At 60.3% G+C, this 18,057-nt stretch carries 18 protein-coding genes; 7 read left to right on the top strand and 11 right to left on the bottom strand.

Translation table 11 applies throughout. The features are described 5' to 3' along the window. Positions 1-4: 4 nt before the first annotated feature. The 4 genes from AB4Z20_RS02195 to xylA form a co-directional block, all read right to left on the bottom strand. The gene (locus AB4Z20_RS02195) at positions 5-1,141 is read right to left on the bottom strand and encodes a sugar ABC transporter permease (RefSeq protein WP_003201312.1); all 1,137 of its coding nucleotides are present in this window, start codon (positions 1,139-1,141) and stop codon (positions 5-7) included. Next, on the bottom strand, positions 1,142-2,698 hold the full coding sequence (xylG, locus tag AB4Z20_RS02190) for a D-xylose ABC transporter ATP-binding protein (RefSeq protein WP_442089226.1): 1,557 nt from the start codon (positions 2,696-2,698) through the stop codon (positions 1,142-1,144). 183 nt (positions 2,699-2,881) lie between these two features. Next, positions 2,882-3,883: a D-xylose ABC transporter substrate-binding protein gene (gene xylF, locus AB4Z20_RS02185; RefSeq protein WP_253474271.1), complete on the bottom strand. Its 1,002-nt coding sequence runs from the start codon at positions 3,881-3,883 to the stop codon at positions 2,882-2,884. A gap of 146 nt (positions 3,884-4,029) precedes the next feature. Then, positions 4,030-5,346, bottom strand: a complete 1,317-nt coding sequence (gene xylA / locus AB4Z20_RS02180) for a xylose isomerase (protein WP_253474274.1) — start codon at positions 5,344-5,346, stop codon at positions 4,030-4,032. Between the two features lie 154 nt (positions 5,347-5,500). Here xylA and AB4Z20_RS02175 point away from each other — a divergent pair, with 154 nt between their 5' ends. Beyond that, positions 5,501-6,688 (top strand): XylR family transcriptional regulator, encoded by a 1,188-nt coding sequence (locus AB4Z20_RS02175; protein WP_253474277.1) that lies wholly within the window; start codon positions 5,501-5,503, stop codon positions 6,686-6,688. Between the two features lie 265 nt (positions 6,689-6,953). Here AB4Z20_RS02175 and AB4Z20_RS02170 read toward each other — a convergent pair whose 3' ends face one another. Continuing rightward, positions 6,954-8,036: an RHS repeat-associated core domain-containing protein gene (locus AB4Z20_RS02170; RefSeq protein ID WP_442089225.1), complete on the bottom strand. Its 1,083-nt coding sequence runs from the start codon at positions 8,034-8,036 to the stop codon at positions 6,954-6,956. A 285-nt stretch (positions 8,037-8,321) separates the two neighbouring features. Continuing rightward, positions 8,322-8,807, bottom strand: coding sequence for a thiol-disulfide oxidoreductase DCC family protein (locus AB4Z20_RS02165; RefSeq protein WP_258691075.1), 486 nt, complete (start codon positions 8,805-8,807; stop codon positions 8,322-8,324). 112 nt (positions 8,808-8,919) lie between these two features. Between AB4Z20_RS02165 and AB4Z20_RS02160 the strand changes: the two genes are divergently transcribed. Further along, positions 8,920-9,858: a hypothetical protein gene (locus AB4Z20_RS02160; protein WP_253474283.1), complete on the top strand. Its 939-nt coding sequence runs from the start codon at positions 8,920-8,922 to the stop codon at positions 9,856-9,858. Positions 9,859-9,967: 109 nt separating this feature from the next. Here the strand turns inward: AB4Z20_RS02160 and AB4Z20_RS02155 are convergent, their stop codons facing one another. Continuing rightward, positions 9,968-10,204: a hypothetical protein gene (locus AB4Z20_RS02155; RefSeq protein ID WP_003201330.1), complete on the bottom strand. Its 237-nt coding sequence runs from the start codon at positions 10,202-10,204 to the stop codon at positions 9,968-9,970. 151 nt (positions 10,205-10,355) lie between these two features. Between AB4Z20_RS02155 and AB4Z20_RS02150 the strand changes: the two genes are divergently transcribed. Continuing rightward, complete coding sequence (locus AB4Z20_RS02150) at positions 10,356-10,697, top strand: hypothetical protein (protein WP_223472644.1); 342 nt, start codon at positions 10,356-10,358, stop codon at positions 10,695-10,697. Positions 10,698-10,803: 106 nt separating this feature from the next. Here AB4Z20_RS02150 and AB4Z20_RS02145 read toward each other — a convergent pair whose 3' ends face one another. Further along, the gene (locus AB4Z20_RS02145; RefSeq protein ID WP_442089224.1) at positions 10,804-11,706 is read right to left on the bottom strand and encodes a LysR family transcriptional regulator; all 903 of its coding nucleotides are present in this window, start codon (positions 11,704-11,706) and stop codon (positions 10,804-10,806) included. A gap of 93 nt (positions 11,707-11,799) precedes the next feature. On the opposite strand from AB4Z20_RS02145, the gene AB4Z20_RS02140 reads away from it, so the two are divergent. From AB4Z20_RS02140 to AB4Z20_RS02125, 4 genes are all read left to right on the top strand, one after another. Continuing rightward, entirely contained in the window at positions 11,800-12,807 is a 1,008-nt protein-coding gene (locus tag AB4Z20_RS02140; RefSeq protein WP_442089223.1) for an aldo/keto reductase, read from the top strand. A gap of 112 nt (positions 12,808-12,919) precedes the next feature. Beyond that, positions 12,920-13,714 carry a DeoR/GlpR family DNA-binding transcription regulator gene (locus AB4Z20_RS02135; protein ID WP_253474295.1) on the top strand — a complete coding sequence of 265 codons (795 nt, stop codon included), beginning with the start codon at positions 12,920-12,922 and terminating at the stop codon, positions 13,712-13,714. Between the two features lie 131 nt (positions 13,715-13,845). Beyond that, the gene (locus tag AB4Z20_RS02130; protein WP_014338624.1) at positions 13,846-14,772 is read left to right on the top strand and encodes a Gfo/Idh/MocA family protein; all 927 of its coding nucleotides are present in this window, start codon (positions 13,846-13,848) and stop codon (positions 14,770-14,772) included. Between the two features lie 15 nt (positions 14,773-14,787). Further along, complete coding sequence (locus AB4Z20_RS02125; protein WP_301300415.1) at positions 14,788-15,483, top strand: tRNA (adenine(22)-N(1))-methyltransferase; 696 nt, start codon at positions 14,788-14,790, stop codon at positions 15,481-15,483. 135 nt (positions 15,484-15,618) lie between these two features. Here AB4Z20_RS02125 and AB4Z20_RS02120 read toward each other — a convergent pair whose 3' ends face one another. The 3 genes from AB4Z20_RS02120 to AB4Z20_RS02110 all read right to left on the bottom strand — a co-directional run bounded on the left by AB4Z20_RS02120 (position 15,619) and on the right by AB4Z20_RS02110 (position 17,648). Continuing rightward, positions 15,619-15,996: a hypothetical protein gene (locus tag AB4Z20_RS02120; protein WP_442089222.1), complete on the bottom strand. Its 378-nt coding sequence runs from the start codon at positions 15,994-15,996 to the stop codon at positions 15,619-15,621. Positions 15,997-16,061: 65 nt separating this feature from the next. Beyond that, the gene (locus tag AB4Z20_RS02115) at positions 16,062-16,787 is read right to left on the bottom strand and encodes a CPBP family intramembrane glutamic endopeptidase (RefSeq protein ID WP_442089221.1); all 726 of its coding nucleotides are present in this window, start codon (positions 16,785-16,787) and stop codon (positions 16,062-16,064) included. 90 nt (positions 16,788-16,877) lie between these two features. Further along, a complete protein-coding gene (locus tag AB4Z20_RS02110) occupies positions 16,878-17,648 on the bottom strand; it encodes a methyltransferase domain-containing protein (protein WP_442089220.1) in 771 nt (256 codons plus the stop codon). Positions 17,649-18,057 lie beyond the last annotated feature (409 nt).

Genomic DNA, 18,057 nt, shown 5'->3' with positions numbered 1-18,057 from the left:
CAGGTCAGCGCCGCCCCGTCCGCGTACTCACATCCACCCACACCGCCAGCACCAGAATGCTGCCTTTGACGATCATCTGCCAATAACTGTCGACGTCGAGCATGGACATGCCGTTGTCCAGGCTGGTGATGACCAGCGCGCCGAGGAGGGCGCCGTAGACCGTGCCGGAGCCGCCGCGCATGGAGGTGCCGCCGATGAAGCAGGCGGCGATGGCGTCGAGTTCGCCCATGTTGCCGGCCGAGGGTGAACCGGCGGCCAGGCGTGCGGTGTTGACCACGCCGGCGAGGGCGCACATCACGCCCATGATGCCGAAGATCCACAGCTTCACGGCCTGCACGTTGATGCCGGACAGGCGCGTGGCTTCCATGTTGCTGCCCACCGAATAGACACGTCGGCCGAACACGGTCTGGCTGGTGACGTAGCTGAATACGCCCAGCAGGATCAGCAGGAGCAGCACCGGCACCGGGATGCCGTCGTAACTGTTGAGGGTATAGACGAACCCGGCCAGCACCGCGCCGATCACCACCACGCGCAAAACGTCGCGCACCAGGGAGTGGGCCGCGAGGCCATGGAGGGCACGGTTGCGTCGCTGTTTCCAGGTCAGGAACAGCGTCAGGGCGAACAGCAGGATGCCGAGCCCGGTCCCGACCGTGTGCGGCAAGTAACCCTGCCCAACGTAGACCAGCTCCGGTGACACCGGGGCAATGGTAGTGCCGCCGGTGACTCCCAGCAGGACGCCGCGAAACGCGAGCATGCCACCCAACCCGACGATGAACGACGGGATACGCAGGTAGGCGGTCATGTAGCCGTTGCCCAAGCCGATCACCAAGCCGCACAGGGCCACCAGGCTCAGGTTCGCCAGCAGCGGGATGTGATAGACCACGTCGAGAATCGCCGCCAGGCCACCCAATAGCCCAAGCAATGAGCCCACCGACAAATCGATTTCGCCACTGATGATCACCAGCACCATGCCGCAGGCAAGGATCCCGGTGATGGACATCTGCCGCAGCAGGTTGGAGAGGTTGCGCGGGGTCACGAACCCACCTTCGGTCTGCCAGCTGAAGAACAGCCAGATCAGCGCCACGGCGATCACCAGCGCGAGCATTTTGTAGCGGGAAAACAGCTGTTTGACCTGATTCATCTACGCGGACTTCCGATCATTATTGTTATGGCCATCGGGATGGCTGAGCGCGGCGGCGAGCACCTGTTCCTGGGTCAGTTCGTGGTTGATGAAGTCGCCGCGCAACTGGCCTTCGCCGATCACCAGGACGCGGTCGGAAACCCCCAGCACCTCGGCCAGCTCCGAGGACACCATGATGATCGACACGCCTTCGGCCGCCAGCGCGCCCATCAGCTTGTAGATCTCGTACTTGGCGCCGACGTCCACACCACGGGTCGGCTCATCGAGAATCAGCACGCGGGGTTTGGTCAGGAGCATTTTCGCCAGCACGGCTTTTTGCTGGTTGCCGCCGGAGAGACTGGTGATCGGCAGGAACGGGCTCGCGGTCTTGAGGTGCATGCGCGCGATTTCCTTGTCGATGCTGCCCAGTTCGGCTTCGGCGTCGATGCGGGTCAGTTTCGAGTAGTTGTCCAGCACCGCCAGGGTAATGTTCTGGCCCACGCCCAAGTCAGGAATGATGCCTTGGCGCTTGCGATCCTCGGGGACCATGCACAGGCCGGCGCGGATCGACTTGAGCGGTGTGCGCGTGTCGATTTTTTTGCCGCCCAGCCAGACTTCACCTTCGTAGCGGCCGGGGTAGGCGCCGAACAGCGCTGACACCAGTTCCGTGCGGCCGGCGCCGACCAGCCCGGCGATGCCGAGGATTTCCCCACGCTTGAGAACCAATGAAATGTCGTCGACCCGTTTGCGCCTGGGGTTGTCGACGTCGTAGCAGGTGAAGTGGCGCGCCTCGAAAATCACTTCGCCGACGTCATGGGGTTCGGTGGGGTAGAGGTTGCTCATTTCCCGTCCGACCATCTGGGTGATGATCTTCGGGATGCTCATGTCCGTCATCGCGGTGGTGGCGATGTGTTTGCCATCGCGGATCACCGAGATGGTGTCGCATACGGCGGCCACTTCATCGAGCTTGTGGGAGATGTAGACGCAGGCGACGCCCTTGGCCTTGAGGTCGCGGATGATGTCCAGCAGCACCTCGATTTCCGAACGGGTCAGGGCCGAGGACGGCTCATCGAGGATCAACAGCCGGGCCTGCTTGTTCAGCGCCTTGGCGATTTCCACCAGTTGCTGGTAGCCACCGCCGTACTGCGAAACCGGTAGCGAGACGTTCATGTCCGGCACTTTGAGTTCACGCATCAGGGCTTCGGCGCGATGGATCATCGCCGGGTAGTTCATGCGTCCGCCGGGCAGCGTGAGTTCGTGGCCCATGAAGATGTTTTCAGCCACCGACAGGTCGGGGACCAGGGTCAGCTCCTGGTGAATGATGACGATCCCGGCGACTTCGGTTTCGCTGATGGACTGCGCCTTGAGCGGCTGGCCGTCCCAAAGAATCTCGCCCTCCCAAGTGCCATAGGGATAGACCGCCGACAGCACCTTCATCAGCGTGGATTTGCCGGCGCCGTTCTCACCGCACAGGCCGACACATTCCCCCGGCCTGACCTTGATGTCGATGCCGTTCAGGGCTTTGACGCCGTCAAAGGTTTTGACGATGCCGTTCATTTGCAGCAGGTAGTCGGACATGGCAAGGACTCATGGAAAAGGGCTCACACATCAGCAGTGGGGCAGGCAGTCAAGCCATGTGACCTGTGTGGGAGCGAGCTTGCTCGCGATGGCGGCAGTACATCCAACATTGATGCAAGCTGAACCACCGCTATCGCGAGCGAGCTCGCTCCCACAGGTTTTTTGCTTGATTGCCTGGTCAGATCACTGCCCGGCGATCTGCGCCTTGGTGTAGAACCCGTCCTTTTCCAGCAGGTCGATGTTGTCCTTGGTCAACGGCGTGGGGGTGAGCAGGATGGTGTCGACTTTCTTGCTGCCATTGTCGTACTGCGAGCTGAAGCTGGGCTTCTCGTTGCGCGCCAGTTGCACCGAGAGCTTGGCGGCTTCGGAGGCGATCAGTTTCAGCGGCTTGTAGACGGTCATGGTCTGGGTGCCATCGATCACCCGCTTGACCGCTGCCAGGTCAGCGTCCTGGCCCGAGATCGGCACCTTGCCGGCCATTTTCTGGGCGGCCAGGGCCTGGATGGCGCCGCCGGCGGTGGCGTCGTTGGAGGCGACGATGCCATCGATCTTGTTGTTGTTCCGGGTCAGGGCGTTTTCCACGATGCTCAGGGCTTCGGTGGGGTTCCATTCCTTCACCCACTGCTGGCCGACGATCTTGATGTCACCCTTGTCGATGGCCGGTTGCAACACCTTCATCTGACCTTCGCGCAGGACCTTGGCGTTGTTGTCCGTCGGCGCGCCACCGAGCAGGAAGTAGTTGCCCTTGGGCGCAGCCTTCAGCACGCCGCTGGCCTGCATCTCGCCGACCTTTTCGTTATCGAAGGAAATGTAGGCGTCGATATCGGCGTTGAGGATCAGTCGGTCGTAGGACACGACCTTGATCCCGGCCTTCTTGGCTTCGGCGACGGCGTTGGTCAGCACGGTTGCGTTGAACGGCACGATGACGATCACATCGACGCCCCGGGAGATCAGGTTTTCGATTTGCGAGATCTGCTTCTGCTCGTTGGCATCAGCGGACTGGACGAAGACCTTGGCGTCGAGTTTTTCCGCCGCCGCGACGAAGTAGTCACGGTCCCGCGACCAGCGTTCCAGGCGCAGGTCATCGATGGAAAAGCCGATCTTCGGATGGGCCGCATCGGCCATGACCGGAAGCGAGAGCAGGGCGAGGGCGCCGGCGAGCAGGGTACGTTTGAATGTATTCATGTGGTGCGTCCTTTTATTGTTGTTTGAAAGACACTGCCTGACGATGAGCGTGATACCGGGTAGAACTGTAGAGCGTTGCAGAGCGCCGTGGGCACAGATTTGTCGCGCGAATGTAACAACCCCTGCGCCCCGACCATTGCCCGTTGTCAGGGGTAGATGAACCGATTGACCACGTTCTCGAGCATCTCCTGGCGACCGCTGACGGCTTGGGGATTCAGGTCGTTGGTGAAGGCATGCTCGGCCAGTGATTCAAGGCTGAAGTCACCGGCCAGTAGCGCTTTGCCAAACGGCTGCTGCCAGCCGGCATAGCGCTGGTCCTTGAACTGTTGCAACTGATCGTTCTGCACCATGGCTGCCGCGCGCTCCAGGGCGAGGGCGAGGACGTCCATGGCGGCGACGTGGCCGTGGAACAGGTCGATATCGTCCACGCTCTGGCGCCGGACCTTGGAATCGAAGTTGAACCCGCCATTACCGAAGCCCCCGGCCTTGAGGATTTCATAGGTGGCCAGGGTCATTTCCTCGACGCTGTTGGGGAACTGGTCGGTGTCCCAACCGTTCTGCGGGTCGCCGCGGTTGGCGTCGATGCTGCCGAAGATGCCCAGGGAGACGGCCGTGGCGATCTCGTGATGGAAGCTGTGCCCGGCCAGAGTCGCGTGGTTGGCTTCGATGTTGACCTTGATCTCGTTTTCCAGGCCGAACTGTTGCAGGAAGCCGAACACGGTGGCGCTGTCGTAATCGTACTGGTGCTTGGTCGGTTCCTGGGGCTTGGGCTCGATCAGCAGGTCGCCCTTGAAGCCGATCTTGTGCTTGTGCTCGACCACCATGCGCATGAAGCGGCCCAGCTGTTCGCGCTCGCGTTTCAGGTCGGTGTTGAGCAGGGTTTCGTAACCTTCACGGCCGCCCCACAACACGTAGTTGGAGCCTTTGAGACGCTGGGTGGCGTTCATGGCGCTGAACACTTGCGCGGCGGCGCAGGCGAATACTTGCGGGTCTGGGTTACTGGCGGCGCCTGCGGCGAAACGCGGGTTGCTGAAGCAGTTGGCGGTGCCCCACAACAGTTTGATCCCGGTCTCTTCCTGATGGCGCTCCAGGTGGTCGACCATCTGGGCGAAGTGTTCGCGGTACTCTTTGAGCGAACTGCCTTCCGGGGCGACATCGGTGTCGTGGAAGCAGTAGTAGTCGATGCCCAGCTTGGAGAAGAACTCGAAGGCCGCATCGGCTTTGCCGATGGCAAGCTCCATGGGATCCCCAGCGTGCTGCCACGGGCGCTTGAAGGTACCGGCACCGAACACATCCGACCCCGGCCAGACGAAGGTATGCCAGTAGCAGACCGCCATGCGCAGGTGCTCGCGCATGGGCTTGCCGAGCACCAGTTTGTTGGCGTCGTAGTGACGGAAGGCAAGCGGCGAATCGCTGGCGGGGCCCTCATAGCGAATCTTGTCGACAGCGGGGAAGTACGACATGGGCGAGTTCCTTTTTATTCTTGGCGGTGTCTCGATACTAACGCCGGCCCCGTGGCTGCTGATTATGAAAATCACCAACGGGCAGTTCGATTTTGAGTATTGAGATTCGCTGGCCGCGCGCCTAGTCTGTATCGATCGGCACAGGGTTAAACCAATGAAAACCGTCCCGCCCGTTCACCGCATTGCACTGTTGTTCAACGGCAGCAAGATCTACGACCGCGGCATCATCAGCGGCATCGGCAACTACCTGAGCAGCACGCGCGCGTCCTGGGACTTGTTCCTCGAGGAAGATTTTCTCTGCCGCTTGAAAGGGATCGAGCGCTGGCAGGGCGACGGGATCATCGCCGACTTCGACGACCCGCTGATCGGCGAGGCGCTGGCCGGGATCAAGCTGCCGGTGGTGGCGGTGGGCGGTTCCTATCAGGATGAACGCGCCTACCCGAAGGGCATTCCCTATGTCGCCACCGATAATGATGCGTTGATGACATTGGCCTACGAGCACCTGATCGAGGCCGGATTGACGCGTTTTGCCTGTTTCAGCCTGCCTGAAGCACAAGCCAATCGCTGGGCCCAGGAACGGGAAAAAGCCTTTCGCCGGCTGGTGCAGCGCGATGGCCTGCACGCCGAGGTCTATCGCGGCATGGGCACCAGCGCACCGCTGTGGGACAGCGCCGTCGAACAGCAGATCGCCTGGCTGCAAAGCCTGCCCAAACCCATCGGCATCATCGCCGTCAGCGATGCCCGCGCCCGGCAGTTGCTGCAAGCCTGCCTGACCGCCGGGATCGCCGTGCCCGAGCAAGTGGCGTTGATTGGCATCGACAACGACCCCCTGACCCGCAGCCTGACGCGGGTGCCGTTGAGCTCGGTGATCCAGGGCACCGAAACCATGGGCCGCACCGCCGCGCGCCTGCTCCATCAAATGCTGCACGGCATGCCGTCCACCGGCACACAGATTCTGATACCGCCGGACGCGATCAATGTGCAGGTCTCGAGCCTGCATCAACCGTTGGGCAACCCTTATGTCATGCAGGCACTGCTCTTCATCCGCCAATACGCCTGCCAGGGTATCAAGACGGCCCAGGTGGCGGCCTATGTGGGAGTGTCGCGCTCATCGCTGGAATCGCACTTTCGCAAGGAGCGGGGTTGCAGCGTCCACGACGAAATCCTGCGCTTCAAACTGGCCGCCGCCGCCAACGGATTGGAAAACACCAACTCGCCGATTGCCGACATCGCCCAGAATTGCGGCTTCAAATCGGCGCAATACCTGCACACCGTGTTTCGCCGCGAGTTCGGCTGCACCCCTCGGGAGTATCAGCAGGGGACCAATGCGACCGCTCACTGACTCACGGCCGAACCGCTCTTGATGAGCTGACACACCACCCGATAGCACTTGTGGCGAGGGAGCTTGCTCCCGCTGGGGCGCGAAGCGACCCTGAAACCTGGCACACTGGTGTGTCAGGCTAATTGAGTTGACGACATGGGCTGCTGCGCAGCCAACGGGAGCAAGCTCCCTCGCCACGGGGGCAGGCTCGCCGCAAAGCATTGGGTTAAAATGCATTTCTGATCCAATGTTTCGCAAGTCAAACGTCTATAAAATTCATTTGGGATTAGTTCGTAGCTCGTATCTCGTAATTTTTAGATGTGGCGTTGACCCCAAGACTTCTGAGCTTGAACTTTACGAGGGTGTTTACTTTAGATGCTGGCTTGTAATGGCCGGAGTCGTTCGTGATTAGATATCCGTTTGGGGTTTTGGTAATAGTGCCAGCGCTAATTATTCTGGTGTCTACTTGGAAGTCCGAGGCGGCAATTCGTGCTATCGCGGAGTGTTTTAATTCAAAGGTTTTTGTGTTTGGGTTTCTAAAGGGGCCGGAACCGACAATGAGTTGATTTTTTCTGGTTAGAACGAATTTATGTTGTAAGTTTGTGGGCTCGATAATGTTTAAGCGTTCTTTGCGTGTGATCAAGGTAATACTTGCTGGGTTTTTTCTAGCGTAAGCTTCTGCAATAGCATCTTCTATGGGATTTATGTGGGGTTGGTCGTACTGATTTATTAATGGCTTGCTAGTTGCTGAGCGAATTTTGCTCGCCACTTTGTAATAGGGGCGGACGATTTGTTTCTTTAGGCTTCTAAATGGCTTGATCAGATTGGTTGCTGGAAAATGACCACTGGGATCTTTTCTATTGATAGGGTCATTTAAGCAGTATGCATATGAGTTGATGCCCCCTCTATCAAAGGGACTCATCTCATCCGGGCTGTTAAAACACATCAACACCGGATTGAACGCCCGATACCCCATACCCAATAAATAATGCCCCGTTACTGAGTCCGCTCGCTCGCCGTTAAACCCAAGCAAACTGAGCAGACCGTTCCCCGGTGGTCGATGGCCGTACGGTGTATAGGCGAGGGGATGAGTCCGGTTTGCATCGAGCACATTCAATACCGAACGCTGTAGATCGGTCGCCAGCAAGGTGGTGTCGATCTCCGCATCCTCGCGGCGCCGTTGCGCCAATAGCTGATCGTCGTGCTGGAAGATGCTGTATTGCGCTGCGCCTTGTACTTCAGTGGCTAAACGGTCTCTGCAGTAAAAACGTTGGCTTTCGGTCTCATCGGATGGCGCGCAATTTACCAGGCGATCCAGCGGATCGTAGCGGTAGCGGCACAATACGTTTTTGCGAGAGGGAATAGACATCGACTTAGCCCCCCTGAAGTTAAAAAATGCCGGCCTCCAGCTTCGATGTTTTCTTCAGCGGTTGTCTACTATCAGAACTGTTAGTACCGTACGAAAAGGAATGTCGCAAGCACCGTATGGGCGTCTACCAGCGTTCCTTGGGGCTGCTTTGCAGCCCAGCGGGAGCAAGCTCCCTCGCCACGAAGGGACAGCCTGCGTCTGATGAACTGACACACCACCGAATGGCTCTTGTGGCGAGGGAGCTTGCTCCCGCTGGGGCGCGAAGCGGCCCCGCTTATTGCTGGTCTAAATATCGATCCGTTCCACCGGGTGGGTCCCAGACGTGGGAATCTTCAAAAAACGCCGCTCATGATCCGGGCTCGGCAAAAGGCACACGTCGTATTTGCCAAACAGCCGATAACGATTCAGGGCAATGCGATCATAGGCCCAGTCCCGAAGCCTGCGAGGGACGTAGCGCAGCAGCTTCACCGGGCGCCAGGCCCAGGGCAGCAGGGCTACGACTTCAAGAATCGCGTCCGAACGCACCCAGTAATGTTGATCGCGAACCACGGCCATGGTGTCGAACTGCTGCAAGGGCAGGCCCGCCCAGGCAAGTAGGGCTTGCCCTTCGGGTGATTGTACGGAGGCCAACCGCACGCGGCGGGCGTGGTCATGGCGGATCAGGAATTTCGCCCAGCCATTGCACAGTTTACAAACGCCGTCGAACAGGACCACTGTCTCGCCTGGCTTGAGCAAGGGCGCGGGTGAGGGGCGAGTTTGGGAGATGGGCATGAATGGGTGTCTACATGGCGCCTGGTTATCCGGATAATACGCCTGTTCCAGCGTCAAGGGGCGACCCGAAGGGCTGCTCGACCATGATGATTTCAAGGGCATGATCCGATCCATGAGCGATGACACCTACAGCCTGTATATACGCTTCCAGACACCCGATCCTGACATCGCCCCACGGGAACGGGCGCCGATGCTTGCTGAGGAGCTGGCCTGGGCGCGTGATCGCGCGACCATGCATCGCTTCAGCTGGATCATGGTGCTGGTGCCGCCGTTGTGCCTGGGCCCGGTGCTGCCGGGCATCGCGTTTCTGCTGGGGCTGCTGGTCTATCAAGGCTTATCCGCCCCAGGCGTCGACCTTGACCGGATCGCCGAGGCCTCCGTTGGCTGGCTGGGGCTCGCCACCTTGCTGTTCATGGCTGCCTGGGTCCTGCATAACTACTTGCGCGATAAGCGCGATCCGACCAAGCGTTATTGGCAATCGATGCCCGATCAAGGGCTGGTCGAACTCGAACGCCACACCCTGGTCTCTGGCATCAGCCTGTGGTCCAACGACTATGATCCGGACTGCAACACCCTCATGCAGTGGTCCAACGGCAAGTTGAAGTGCGTGCAAGACAGCGGTGTATCCCAATGGATTCTGGCCAAGACCGCGGCGGGGCACTGGCTGGTGCTCAAGGAACAATTTTCGGGCGACTTCAGCTACGGGCGAGTAGGGCAAATGCCCGCAACGAACAAGCTGCTGCAACCCCGCCAGCAACTGGCGATCGCTTTCGCCCCCGGCACGAACCTGCAACTGGGCCGACGTTTCGACGGCGCGCCGATGCCATTGGTGGAGACGCCGTACTGGCTGTCTGCCGATGAACTCAAGCGCCTGGACGAGGCCGCCCATCACTGGAATTTTCTACCGCCGAATCGCTATGGGGTGGTCAATGACGAGGATGCCGCGTGGGTGCAACGGTTGCTGAACAGGGCGCAAGCGAGCGTTGGGCCTGTAGGAGCTGTCGAGCGAAGCGAGGCTGCGATCTTTCCCGGACATTTGAGCCACAAGTGAAAAGATCGCAGCCTTCGGCAGCTCCTACAGCGCAGCCCAGCGGGAGCAAGCTCCCTCGCCACAATGAATCGAACACATCCTGGAAGTCCGGCCTGTCGTTGGCCGGGCGCTAAAGCCACGTATTCACCACCCGCCGATCCAGCTCCTCCCAATCCGCCATGCCCAGTACCCGAGTGGTGTTCAACCCGCGTAGATAGCCGCGCAGTTGATTGGCTGTGGCGCGTCTGAGCTCCGGGTCGGGTTCGGTGCTGCTCAACAGCACGCTTTCGTACTGGATCAGGTAATCAGCCACCCGCTCACGGAAGTCGGGCAATACCGCGTCGCGAATCAGATCAAACGTTCTCATGGCTATACCTCATCAATCTTTCTCGGCTTGCAACTATTGCTAGGAGTAATAGTGACCATTACGAAATGCAAGTTTTGCTTTGCCGGCAATCATTGGAAAATCAGCGCCATCAAACACGCAGCCCATTATTTTTGTTTTCAGGACCCCACCCATGCGCCCTTTATTTTTGCTTCCCCTGGCGTTTTCCCCGTTGTTGCTGGCCGGTTGTGCCTCGGCACCGAACGATCCGACCCTGACCTTGCAGACCAGCAAGACACCGGCCCAATACGCTGAATGCGTCATACCGAAATTGCAGGGCAGTGCCTTGAACCCGATGGTCTCGCAGACCCAGCGCAGCTACCGCATCGTGGTGCCGAGCAAAGTCTCGGCGGACAACGTGCTGGAAGCCTACAAGGCCGGCAGCGGCGGCAAGGTGTTCATCTACGAGCGACATTTGCTGGCCTCCAACCTCCTGCCTTCAAGTTTTGAACGCGCCGCACAGGAATGCATCTGACCGGCCCGTAAACGCTTTTCACTGTGCTCCTTTGGTTGGCCGCAACCAACCAATTCCCTTGCCCCGCACCGTCTTCGGTCGCGGGGCTTTTTTTTGCCTGCCGGTTTCAGGTTGGCCCATCATCCGCCCGGATGAACTCGATGAACGCTTTCAGGGCCGGTGGCACATGGCGTCGGCTGGGGTAGTAGAGAAAAAACCGGCTTGGCGGCGCTTTCCATTGCGCAAGCAGTTCCGTGAGCTGCCCATTGCGGATGTCATCGCGCACCAGCTCCTCGTAGACGTAGGCAATCCCGGCGCCATCTTTTGCTGCCTGGATCATCAGCGCATCGTCTTCAAGAATGAGCGGGCCGGTGACGGACAAGCGCATCGGTTGCCCTTGTGCCTGATACTCCCAGGCATAGAGTTTGCCGCTGGGAAAACGTCGGGCGATACAGGCATGGTCGAGCAAGTCCCGTGGGGCCTGGACGATCCCCTTTGCGGCCAGGTAAGCCTGTGAAGCGACGGTCACGAACGATTGAGGGGGGCCGACAGGGACGGCGATCATGTCGCCGGCCAGGCTTTCGCCAAAACGCACGCCAGCGTCAAACCCGCCGTTCACGATGTCGGTCAAGCCATCATCGGTGACCAGGTCCAGTTGAATACGTGGATACCTGGCCACGAATGGCGCAAGCACTTTCGCAAATACCGCCCGCGCCGCCGGACGCGCCACGTTGAGGCGAAGCTTGCCGGCGGGCACTTCCTGCATTGATGTCAGTTGCGCCAGCGCATCGGCAACCTGCTGCAGGGTCGGGGCCAGCGTTGCCAATAGCTGGTGGCCGGCCTCGGTCGGGGTAACGCTGCGTGTGGTTCGATTGAGCAGCCTGACACCCAGACGCGCTTCCAGTGCACGCATCGCGTGACTCAATGCAGAAGCCGAAACGCCACGCTCGTCGGCGGCCTTGCGAAAGCTGCGGTGGCGAGCGACGGCCGCGAAGGCATCCAGTTCGGAAAGATCGGGGTGCTGACTCATGAGTACTGTTCAGTAGTTCAAATACGATTACCCATCTTATCGTCATGAGATCACTCGCGGATACTGGCCCACATCATCTGTGGAGAACTCGCTATGCAAAAGAATCGTCTTGGATCATCGGATCTTCTGATTTCGCCCATTGGCCTGGGAACCTGGGCCATTGCCGGCACCGGCTGGGAATACAGTTGGGGCGCGCAGGATGACGAGGACAGCCTCGGTGCGCTTGAATATGCCGTCGAACGCGGTGTGAACTGGATCGATACCGCGGCGGTTTATGGCTTGGGCCACGCCGAGCAGCTGGTTGGGCAATTGTTGCGTCGGGTGCCAGCTTCACGGCGTCCGTTGGTGTTCACCAAGGGCAGTCTGGTCTGGGACCCGGTCACCAAAGCGATCTCGCACTCGCTGGCGCCTCAATCGCTGCTCGCCGAGGTCGAGGCAAGCTTGCGCCGGTTGCAAGTCGAAACCATCGACCTTTATCAGATCCACTGGCCGGCCTTTCCTGCCGACGGCAGTAGCGAAGGAATCGAGAGGGCGCTTTCGGCGTTGGCCACTGCGCGCGAACAGGGAAAAATTCGCGCTATCGGCGTGTCCAATTTCGATGTCGCGCAACTCCAGCGGGCCCAGGCGGTGACCGAGATCGTCTCTCTCCAACCGCCTTATTCCGCCCTGATGCGAGACATCGAAAAGGACGTCCTGCCATTTTGCGAGGAGGTGGGAATGGGCGTCCTGGCCTATTCCACCCTTCAATCGGGACTGCTTTCCGGGAGCATGACCCGCGAGCGCATCGCCCAATTGCCCGATGACGATTGGCGCAAGGCCCGAAGCGCGGATTTCCAGGAGCCTCGCTTGAGCGCGAACCTGGCGCTGGTCGAGGTTTTGGCGGGTATCGGCGAACGACACGGGGTGAGCGCGGCGGCAGTCGCCATCGCCTGGGTGCTGCGCAAGCCGGTGGTGACCGGCGCCATCGTCGGAGCCCGCCGTCCCGGGCAGGTCGATGGACTGATTGCCGGCGCACAGCTGCGTCTCAGTGCCAAGGAAATCGACGAGATTCAACCTTTCCTGCCCTTGGGAATGGGCACGAATGTCCCTGGGGCCGCATGACCTTTATCGTTTGGCCGCCCACTTGAACGAGCGGGTTTGACGCCTCGCTGCATAAGCGGCACTATTTGCTCGTTTGTGATCATTAGTGCTCGTTTATGCAGGTTGTAGTGTCATGACTTCTCCTCACGAAGCGTTCCCCGGCGAACGCCAGCAATTGATCAGCCAGCGTCTTGCCCGGTATGGCCGGGTGATCGCGGCCGACTTGGCCAGCGAATTCAATGTGTCCGAGCACTCGATACGGCGTGATTTGGGCGCATTGGCAGCAGCGGGGGTGTGCAAACGCGTTTATGGCGGCGCGATACTCTTGCCCGCTCCCGAAGGGCCGATGGAGGCACGCGTGCGCAAGGACCCGGCGCGCAAGGGCAGTCTCGGCCAAGCGGCCGCTGCACTGCTGCGCGCGGGCCAGCACGTCTTCATCGACGCCGGGTCAACCAACCTGGCCGTGGCCTGCGCCATCGATCCGCAACTTCAGCTGACCCTCACCACCAATTCGCCGTTGATTGCGGTTCAGTTGATGAAGTTGCCCCGTGCCGAAGTCATTCTGCTGGGTGGCCGCTTGAGTCCAAACGCGGGGGGTGTGATAGGGCTGACGGCTGTCCAGCAGTTGCGTCAGTTCAGTTTTGACGTGTGCTTGCTCGGTGCCTGCGCCATCGATCCGGACAATGGCGTCACGGCGTTCGGCCTGGACGACGCGGAGTTCAAGCGCGCGGTGGTCGCGGCAAGCGGGCAGGTGATCGCGGCGGTGACCAATGAGAAGCTGTCCAGCGTTGCCCACTACCAGGTGGCCTCCTGCGAAGAAGTCACCGCCCTGGTGGTGGAGCACGATGCGCCGCGGGAGCGGCTGGAGCCCTTCTTCGGCCGGGTGACCAACGTCGTGACGGCAGCCAGTGAGCCGCGGCAAAGCTGAGGTCTTTGCTGCACGGCTGTTGCCCAATTGCGCAGGACAATCGTATAGAGACTGCACGACCCCCATTGTCCGCCAGGCGATTTGCGTCTAGTTTGCTGGCCGATCACAAGTACAAAAATCAGGAGTCATCGATGCAACCGATTCGTCTCGGGCTGGTGGGCTACGGCAAGATTGCCCAGGATCAACATGTTCCAGCCATCCACGCCAACCCCGCGTTCCAACTGGTGGCTGTCGCCACGCAGGGGCAGCCTTGCGCCGGGGTGGAGAACTTCCGCTCCCTGGGCGAACTGCTCGAAAACGGTCCGCAGGTCGATGCCATTGCGTTTTGCACACCGCCACAAGGTCGATTCGCCCTGGTGCAACAGGCGCTGGCGGCTGGCAAACACGTGCTGGTGGAAAAACCGCCGTGCGCCACGTTGGGTGAAGCCATGGCATTGGTGGAGCAGGTCCGCGAGCAAGGCGTCAGCGGCCTGTTCGCCTGGCATTCGCGTTACGCGCCGGGCATCGAAGCCGCCCGTGACTGGCTGGCGAGTCGCACCTTGCAGAGCGTGCAGATCGACTGGAAGGAAGATGTGCGCAAGTGGCACCCCGGCCAGGCATGGATCTGGCAACCCGGCGGCCTGGGCGTCTTCGATCCGGGTATCAATGCCTTGTCGATTGTGACCCATCTGCTGGCGTTGCCGCTGTTCGTGGAGTCCGCCGAGTTGCGAGTGCCGGACAACTGCCAGTCGCCGATTGCCGCCAGCATCAAGATGGCCGACGCGCGCCACCTCGATATTCGTGCGGAATTCGATTTCGACCATGGTCATGACGAGCTCTGGAGCATCGAGATTCGCTGCGCCGAAGGCGTCCTGCGCCTGGACAACGGCGGTGCACTGTTGAGCATCGACGGCGTGGGCCAGGCGGTTTCCGAGGAGGGCGAATACGCGGCGGTGTATCGACATTTTCAACAACTGATTGCCGACCAAACCAGCGACATGGACCTGCAGCCGCTGCGGTTGGTCGCGGACAGCTTTTTTGTCGGCAGTCGGACGGCGGTCGAGCCGTTCTACGATTAATCCAGGGAACTGCAGTTGAACGAACAGACATTGTCCATGCGCCTGGAGCGCGTGGCGGCGCATATGCCGGCGGGCGCGCGCCTGGCCGATATCGGCTCGGATCACGCTTACCTGCCGGTGGCCTTGCTGCGCCGTGGTGCCATCGCGATGGCGGTGGCGGGGGAGGTGGCGCTGACGCCGTTTCGCGCCGCCGAACGCACCGTGGGGGAGAACGGCCTGGAGCAGCAGATCAGTGTGCGTCTGGCCAATGGCCTGGCGTCGATCGAGCCGGAAGACGGGATCACGGCGATCAGCCTCTGTGGTATGGGCGGCGAGACGATCCGCGACATCCTGGACAGCGGCAAAGCGCGGTTGAGCGGTCAGGAGCGCCTGATCCTGCAACCCAACGGCGGCGAGCAGCCACTGCGCCAATGGCTGATGGAGAACGACTACCGCATCCTCTGCGAGGAGGTGCTGCGGGAAAACCGTTTCTACTACGAGATCATCGTCGCCGAGCGCACCGGGCCGGTGACGTACACCGCCGAGGAGCTGTACTTCGGCCCGCTGCAGCTGCAAGCCCGCACCCCGATCTTCCTGGCCAAGTGGCAGCGCCTGCTACGCCAGAAGCAAAAGACCCTCACCAGCTTCGCCAAGGCGCGGCAAGCCGTGCCGGAAGAGAAGCTGCAAGACATAGCCCGGCAGGCCCGCTGGATCACTGAGCTGTTGGCTTGAGTCGCATTGAGGTTGGCTGTGCCGACGTCATCGCGAGCGAGCTCGCTCCCACAGGGGTGCGCAAGGCCTTTCTGTGGGAGCGAGCTTGCTCGCGATGAGGCCATCAGCTAAATGCCACGGTCTCCAGCCGCCTGACTATCGACCCATCACCGGGTAGTGCTTGATACGACATGCATACGAGTTGCCGTCGCCTTTACAGACGCCATCCAGGTAGCGGTAGTCGACCTGTAGTGACTGTCCTTTCCGGGGCCATTGCCGGCGGGGGAGCGTGGCTTGGTAGTCCGGGGTTTCCGGGGTGAAGGTGAGCGATGAGCCTTGCGCTGGACACTCCACCGAGGCGGATTTCGGCCTGGCTTTCACGATCTGCGCCTGAAGCTGCGGGTAGGGTTGTTTCAGGACCTCGACGATACGCAGCTCCAGGTGGCAGATTTGCCACGTCGAGGCCTGGACGGGCCCACTCAGGAAGGCGAGCGTCAAGACAAACAGTCCGAGGCACGCTGCGTGAGCGTTCATGGTTGCCCTTGTTTGAGGTGCTGACGTTTGCGAAATCATAGCGTGGCATTGCGTCTTTGCCTGATTCAACCGTAAAGCCCCATCAGAGAGAAGGATTTGTCAGTGCTCAGAGCAACCATTTCGGCCAGCGAATGCAGGAGCACCGGCACCAGCAGGCCACCGCTGACCACTCTTGCGATAGCGAATATGCCTCCACAGGCGAAGATCAGCACGACGGTGATCCAGTTCCCGTATTGGATGTGCATGCCGGCGAAGATCGCTGACGTCACGATGATCGCGATCCATGTCCAGGCGCGGCTGTTCTCGTAGGGAAACAGCCGCAGCATGTAATGGCGGAAGAACAGCTCTTCGGCGATGGGCGGCAGCACGATCAGCGAGGCGATCTTGATCGTGGCCTGCCAACCGTTGAGCCCGTCCAGGAGCTCGGCCATGAACACCTCACGCGGCAACCCGAGCACGAGGACGGCGACCCCGAAAAGCAGGTAGGCCCCGATAGTGCCGATCGCCCCCCACTGCAGGGGTTTGCGAACGGCATGACCACGCCACCGCGCGCGCGGATCGGTGCGGTATTGCCAGGCGAAGAGGGCGAGGAGAACCAGCGCGGTGATGCCCGAGGTAGTCGTGAACGTCAGGTAGGCCTGCATGTCCGCGGGGACGAAAAGGAGTTCGGGCACTGCAGCCAGAAAGACTATCAGGGTCGCAAGCGCAAACATCCCGAGCCGGGGAAAGAAGCGGTAGGGCGGTAAAGTGGCGGCGGGAGCAAATTCAGGGGCGGCACAAAGATTCGTCACAGTCACTCCATGAGTGCAAGGAAAAAGGCATGATGCCAGTGTTTTGGGGGCGTCAGGTACGAGTTCCTGGTGGGTTGATGGCGTCGTGATTCAATCCAGGCGGCGACATGAATAAGCGTGGGTCTGATAAGGGAACTCGATGTGCTTGCGCCCGCGCAGCGCCGGATGGCTCTGAATCAAGGCCCGTAGTTGATCCGCTACCCGTTTCTTCTCTGCGTCAGGCAGCGCTGCGATGAAGCTCACGGACAGAAAGCGATCCAGGATGACCGTCTCGGGGCTGCCTGCGTGGGTGTAACTAAAACAGGTCAGTTCGGGTTCCGAGAAGTAACGTCCGTTGAAGGGGCGTCGCCAGTTTCCAGTATGAAAGCGTGGGGTATCGCCTTCGAAGGGGGTGATGATTTTAGTGATGTCGGCCACCCAGTCCACTGACTCATCACGCACGTTCCAGATCAGGCCGAGCCGGCCGTCCGGTTTGAGTACTCGGTGAATCTCTTGGAGCGCGGTTTCATTCGCGAACCAGTGGAAGGCTTGGGCGCATACGAGCGCCTGCGCCGTCCCTGCCTCGAGGGGAATGGATTCGGCCGTTCCCTCCAGAATCCTGGTGTCCGGCAGATGCTTGGCAAACTCGATTCGCATCGCCTCGACCGGTTCGATGGCGATGGCATTGATCGCCATTGAGTCCAGCAGGCGAGTAAATTTACCGGTACCGGCTCCTAACTCAATGACTGTCGATCCTGGGCTGATTTCCAGTGCACTGCTGAGCCATGCCGGTATTTCGCTTGGGTAGTCTGGGCGCCCTTGGGTATAGGTGCTGGCTTCTGCTGAGTATCCTATCTGAGCGGCCTTATGGATAACTGTCATCTTCAGCGACCCTTCGGGTGGATGGGGGTAGATGGATTATGCGGTGTGTTTAGGTCGTCAGCTAGTTGATCCTTTTTGTGCTTGGTCTCGTGTGTTTGCGTTGGGGTAGATCGTTTATCGGGATTTTGGGATTGGTTGGTGTGTATATCCGTTTCTGGGGTAACGGCGGCTAATGGTTCCGCCCTTACAGCGGGTCACTTTTGAAGAGCGCAAAAGTAACCAAAACGCTACATGCCCCACCACTTGGCACCTCGCCTAGGCTCGGTGTGCCCTCACTCCGGCATTGCTCCGTGGGCCGCCGCGAAGGGCCATCCATGGCCCAGCGCGGCTACCTCGGCATCCATGCCGAGGTGCCCACTGCGCAATGCCTGCGTTCGGCCATCGTGGTTAACGGGGCGCCCCAGATCAA

This window comes from Pseudomonas sp. KB_12 (assembly GCF_052114545.1).
GTDB classification, from domain to species: domain Bacteria; phylum Pseudomonadota; class Gammaproteobacteria; order Pseudomonadales; family Pseudomonadaceae; genus Aquipseudomonas; species Aquipseudomonas brassicacearum.
The sequence above is the reverse complement of the archived record's forward strand: the minus strand, read 5'-3'. Positions and strand labels throughout refer to the sequence as shown.

What these genes read in the sequence shown, in the direction of transcription:
- AB4Z20_RS02120 (WP_442089222.1), bottom strand. Translation starts at nt 15,996, where the DNA reads ATGAACGCTCACGCAGCGTGCCTCGGACTGTTTGTCTTGACGCTCGCC.
- AB4Z20_RS02170 (WP_442089225.1), bottom strand. Translation starts at nt 8,036, where the DNA reads ATGTCTATTCCCTCTCGCAAAAACGTATTGTGCCGCTACCGCTACGAT.
- xylA (WP_253474274.1), bottom strand. Translation starts at nt 5,346, where the DNA reads ATGTCGTACTTCCCCGCTGTCGACAAGATTCGCTATGAGGGCCCCGCC.
- xylG (WP_442089226.1), bottom strand. Translation starts at nt 2,698, where the DNA reads ATGTCCGACTACCTGCTGCAAATGAACGGCATCGTCAAAACCTTTGAC.
- AB4Z20_RS02145 (WP_442089224.1), bottom strand. Translation starts at nt 11,706, where the DNA reads ATGAGTCAGCACCCCGATCTTTCCGAACTGGATGCCTTCGCGGCCGTC.
- AB4Z20_RS02110 (WP_442089220.1), bottom strand. Translation starts at nt 17,648, where the DNA reads ATGACAGTTATCCATAAGGCCGCTCAGATAGGATACTCAGCAGAAGCC.
- AB4Z20_RS02195 (WP_003201312.1), bottom strand. Translation starts at nt 1,141, where the DNA reads ATGAATCAGGTCAAACAGCTGTTTTCCCGCTACAAAATGCTCGCGCTG.
- AB4Z20_RS02135 (WP_253474295.1), top strand. Translation starts at nt 12,920, where the DNA reads ATGACTTCTCCTCACGAAGCGTTCCCCGGCGAACGCCAGCAATTGATC.
- AB4Z20_RS02165 (WP_258691075.1), bottom strand. Translation starts at nt 8,807, where the DNA reads ATGCCCATCTCCCAAACTCGCCCCTCACCCGCGCCCTTGCTCAAGCCA.
- AB4Z20_RS02130 (WP_014338624.1), top strand. Translation starts at nt 13,846, where the DNA reads ATGCAACCGATTCGTCTCGGGCTGGTGGGCTACGGCAAGATTGCCCAG.
- xylF (WP_253474271.1), bottom strand. Translation starts at nt 3,883, where the DNA reads ATGAATACATTCAAACGTACCCTGCTCGCCGGCGCCCTCGCCCTGCTC.
- AB4Z20_RS02175 (WP_253474277.1), top strand. Translation starts at nt 5,501, where the DNA reads ATGAAAACCGTCCCGCCCGTTCACCGCATTGCACTGTTGTTCAACGGC.
- AB4Z20_RS02150 (WP_223472644.1), top strand. Translation starts at nt 10,356, where the DNA reads ATGCGCCCTTTATTTTTGCTTCCCCTGGCGTTTTCCCCGTTGTTGCTG.
- AB4Z20_RS02160 (WP_253474283.1), top strand. Translation starts at nt 8,920, where the DNA reads ATGAGCGATGACACCTACAGCCTGTATATACGCTTCCAGACACCCGAT.
- AB4Z20_RS02155 (WP_003201330.1), bottom strand. Translation starts at nt 10,204, where the DNA reads ATGAGAACGTTTGATCTGATTCGCGACGCGGTATTGCCCGACTTCCGT.
- AB4Z20_RS02140 (WP_442089223.1), top strand. Translation starts at nt 11,800, where the DNA reads ATGCAAAAGAATCGTCTTGGATCATCGGATCTTCTGATTTCGCCCATT.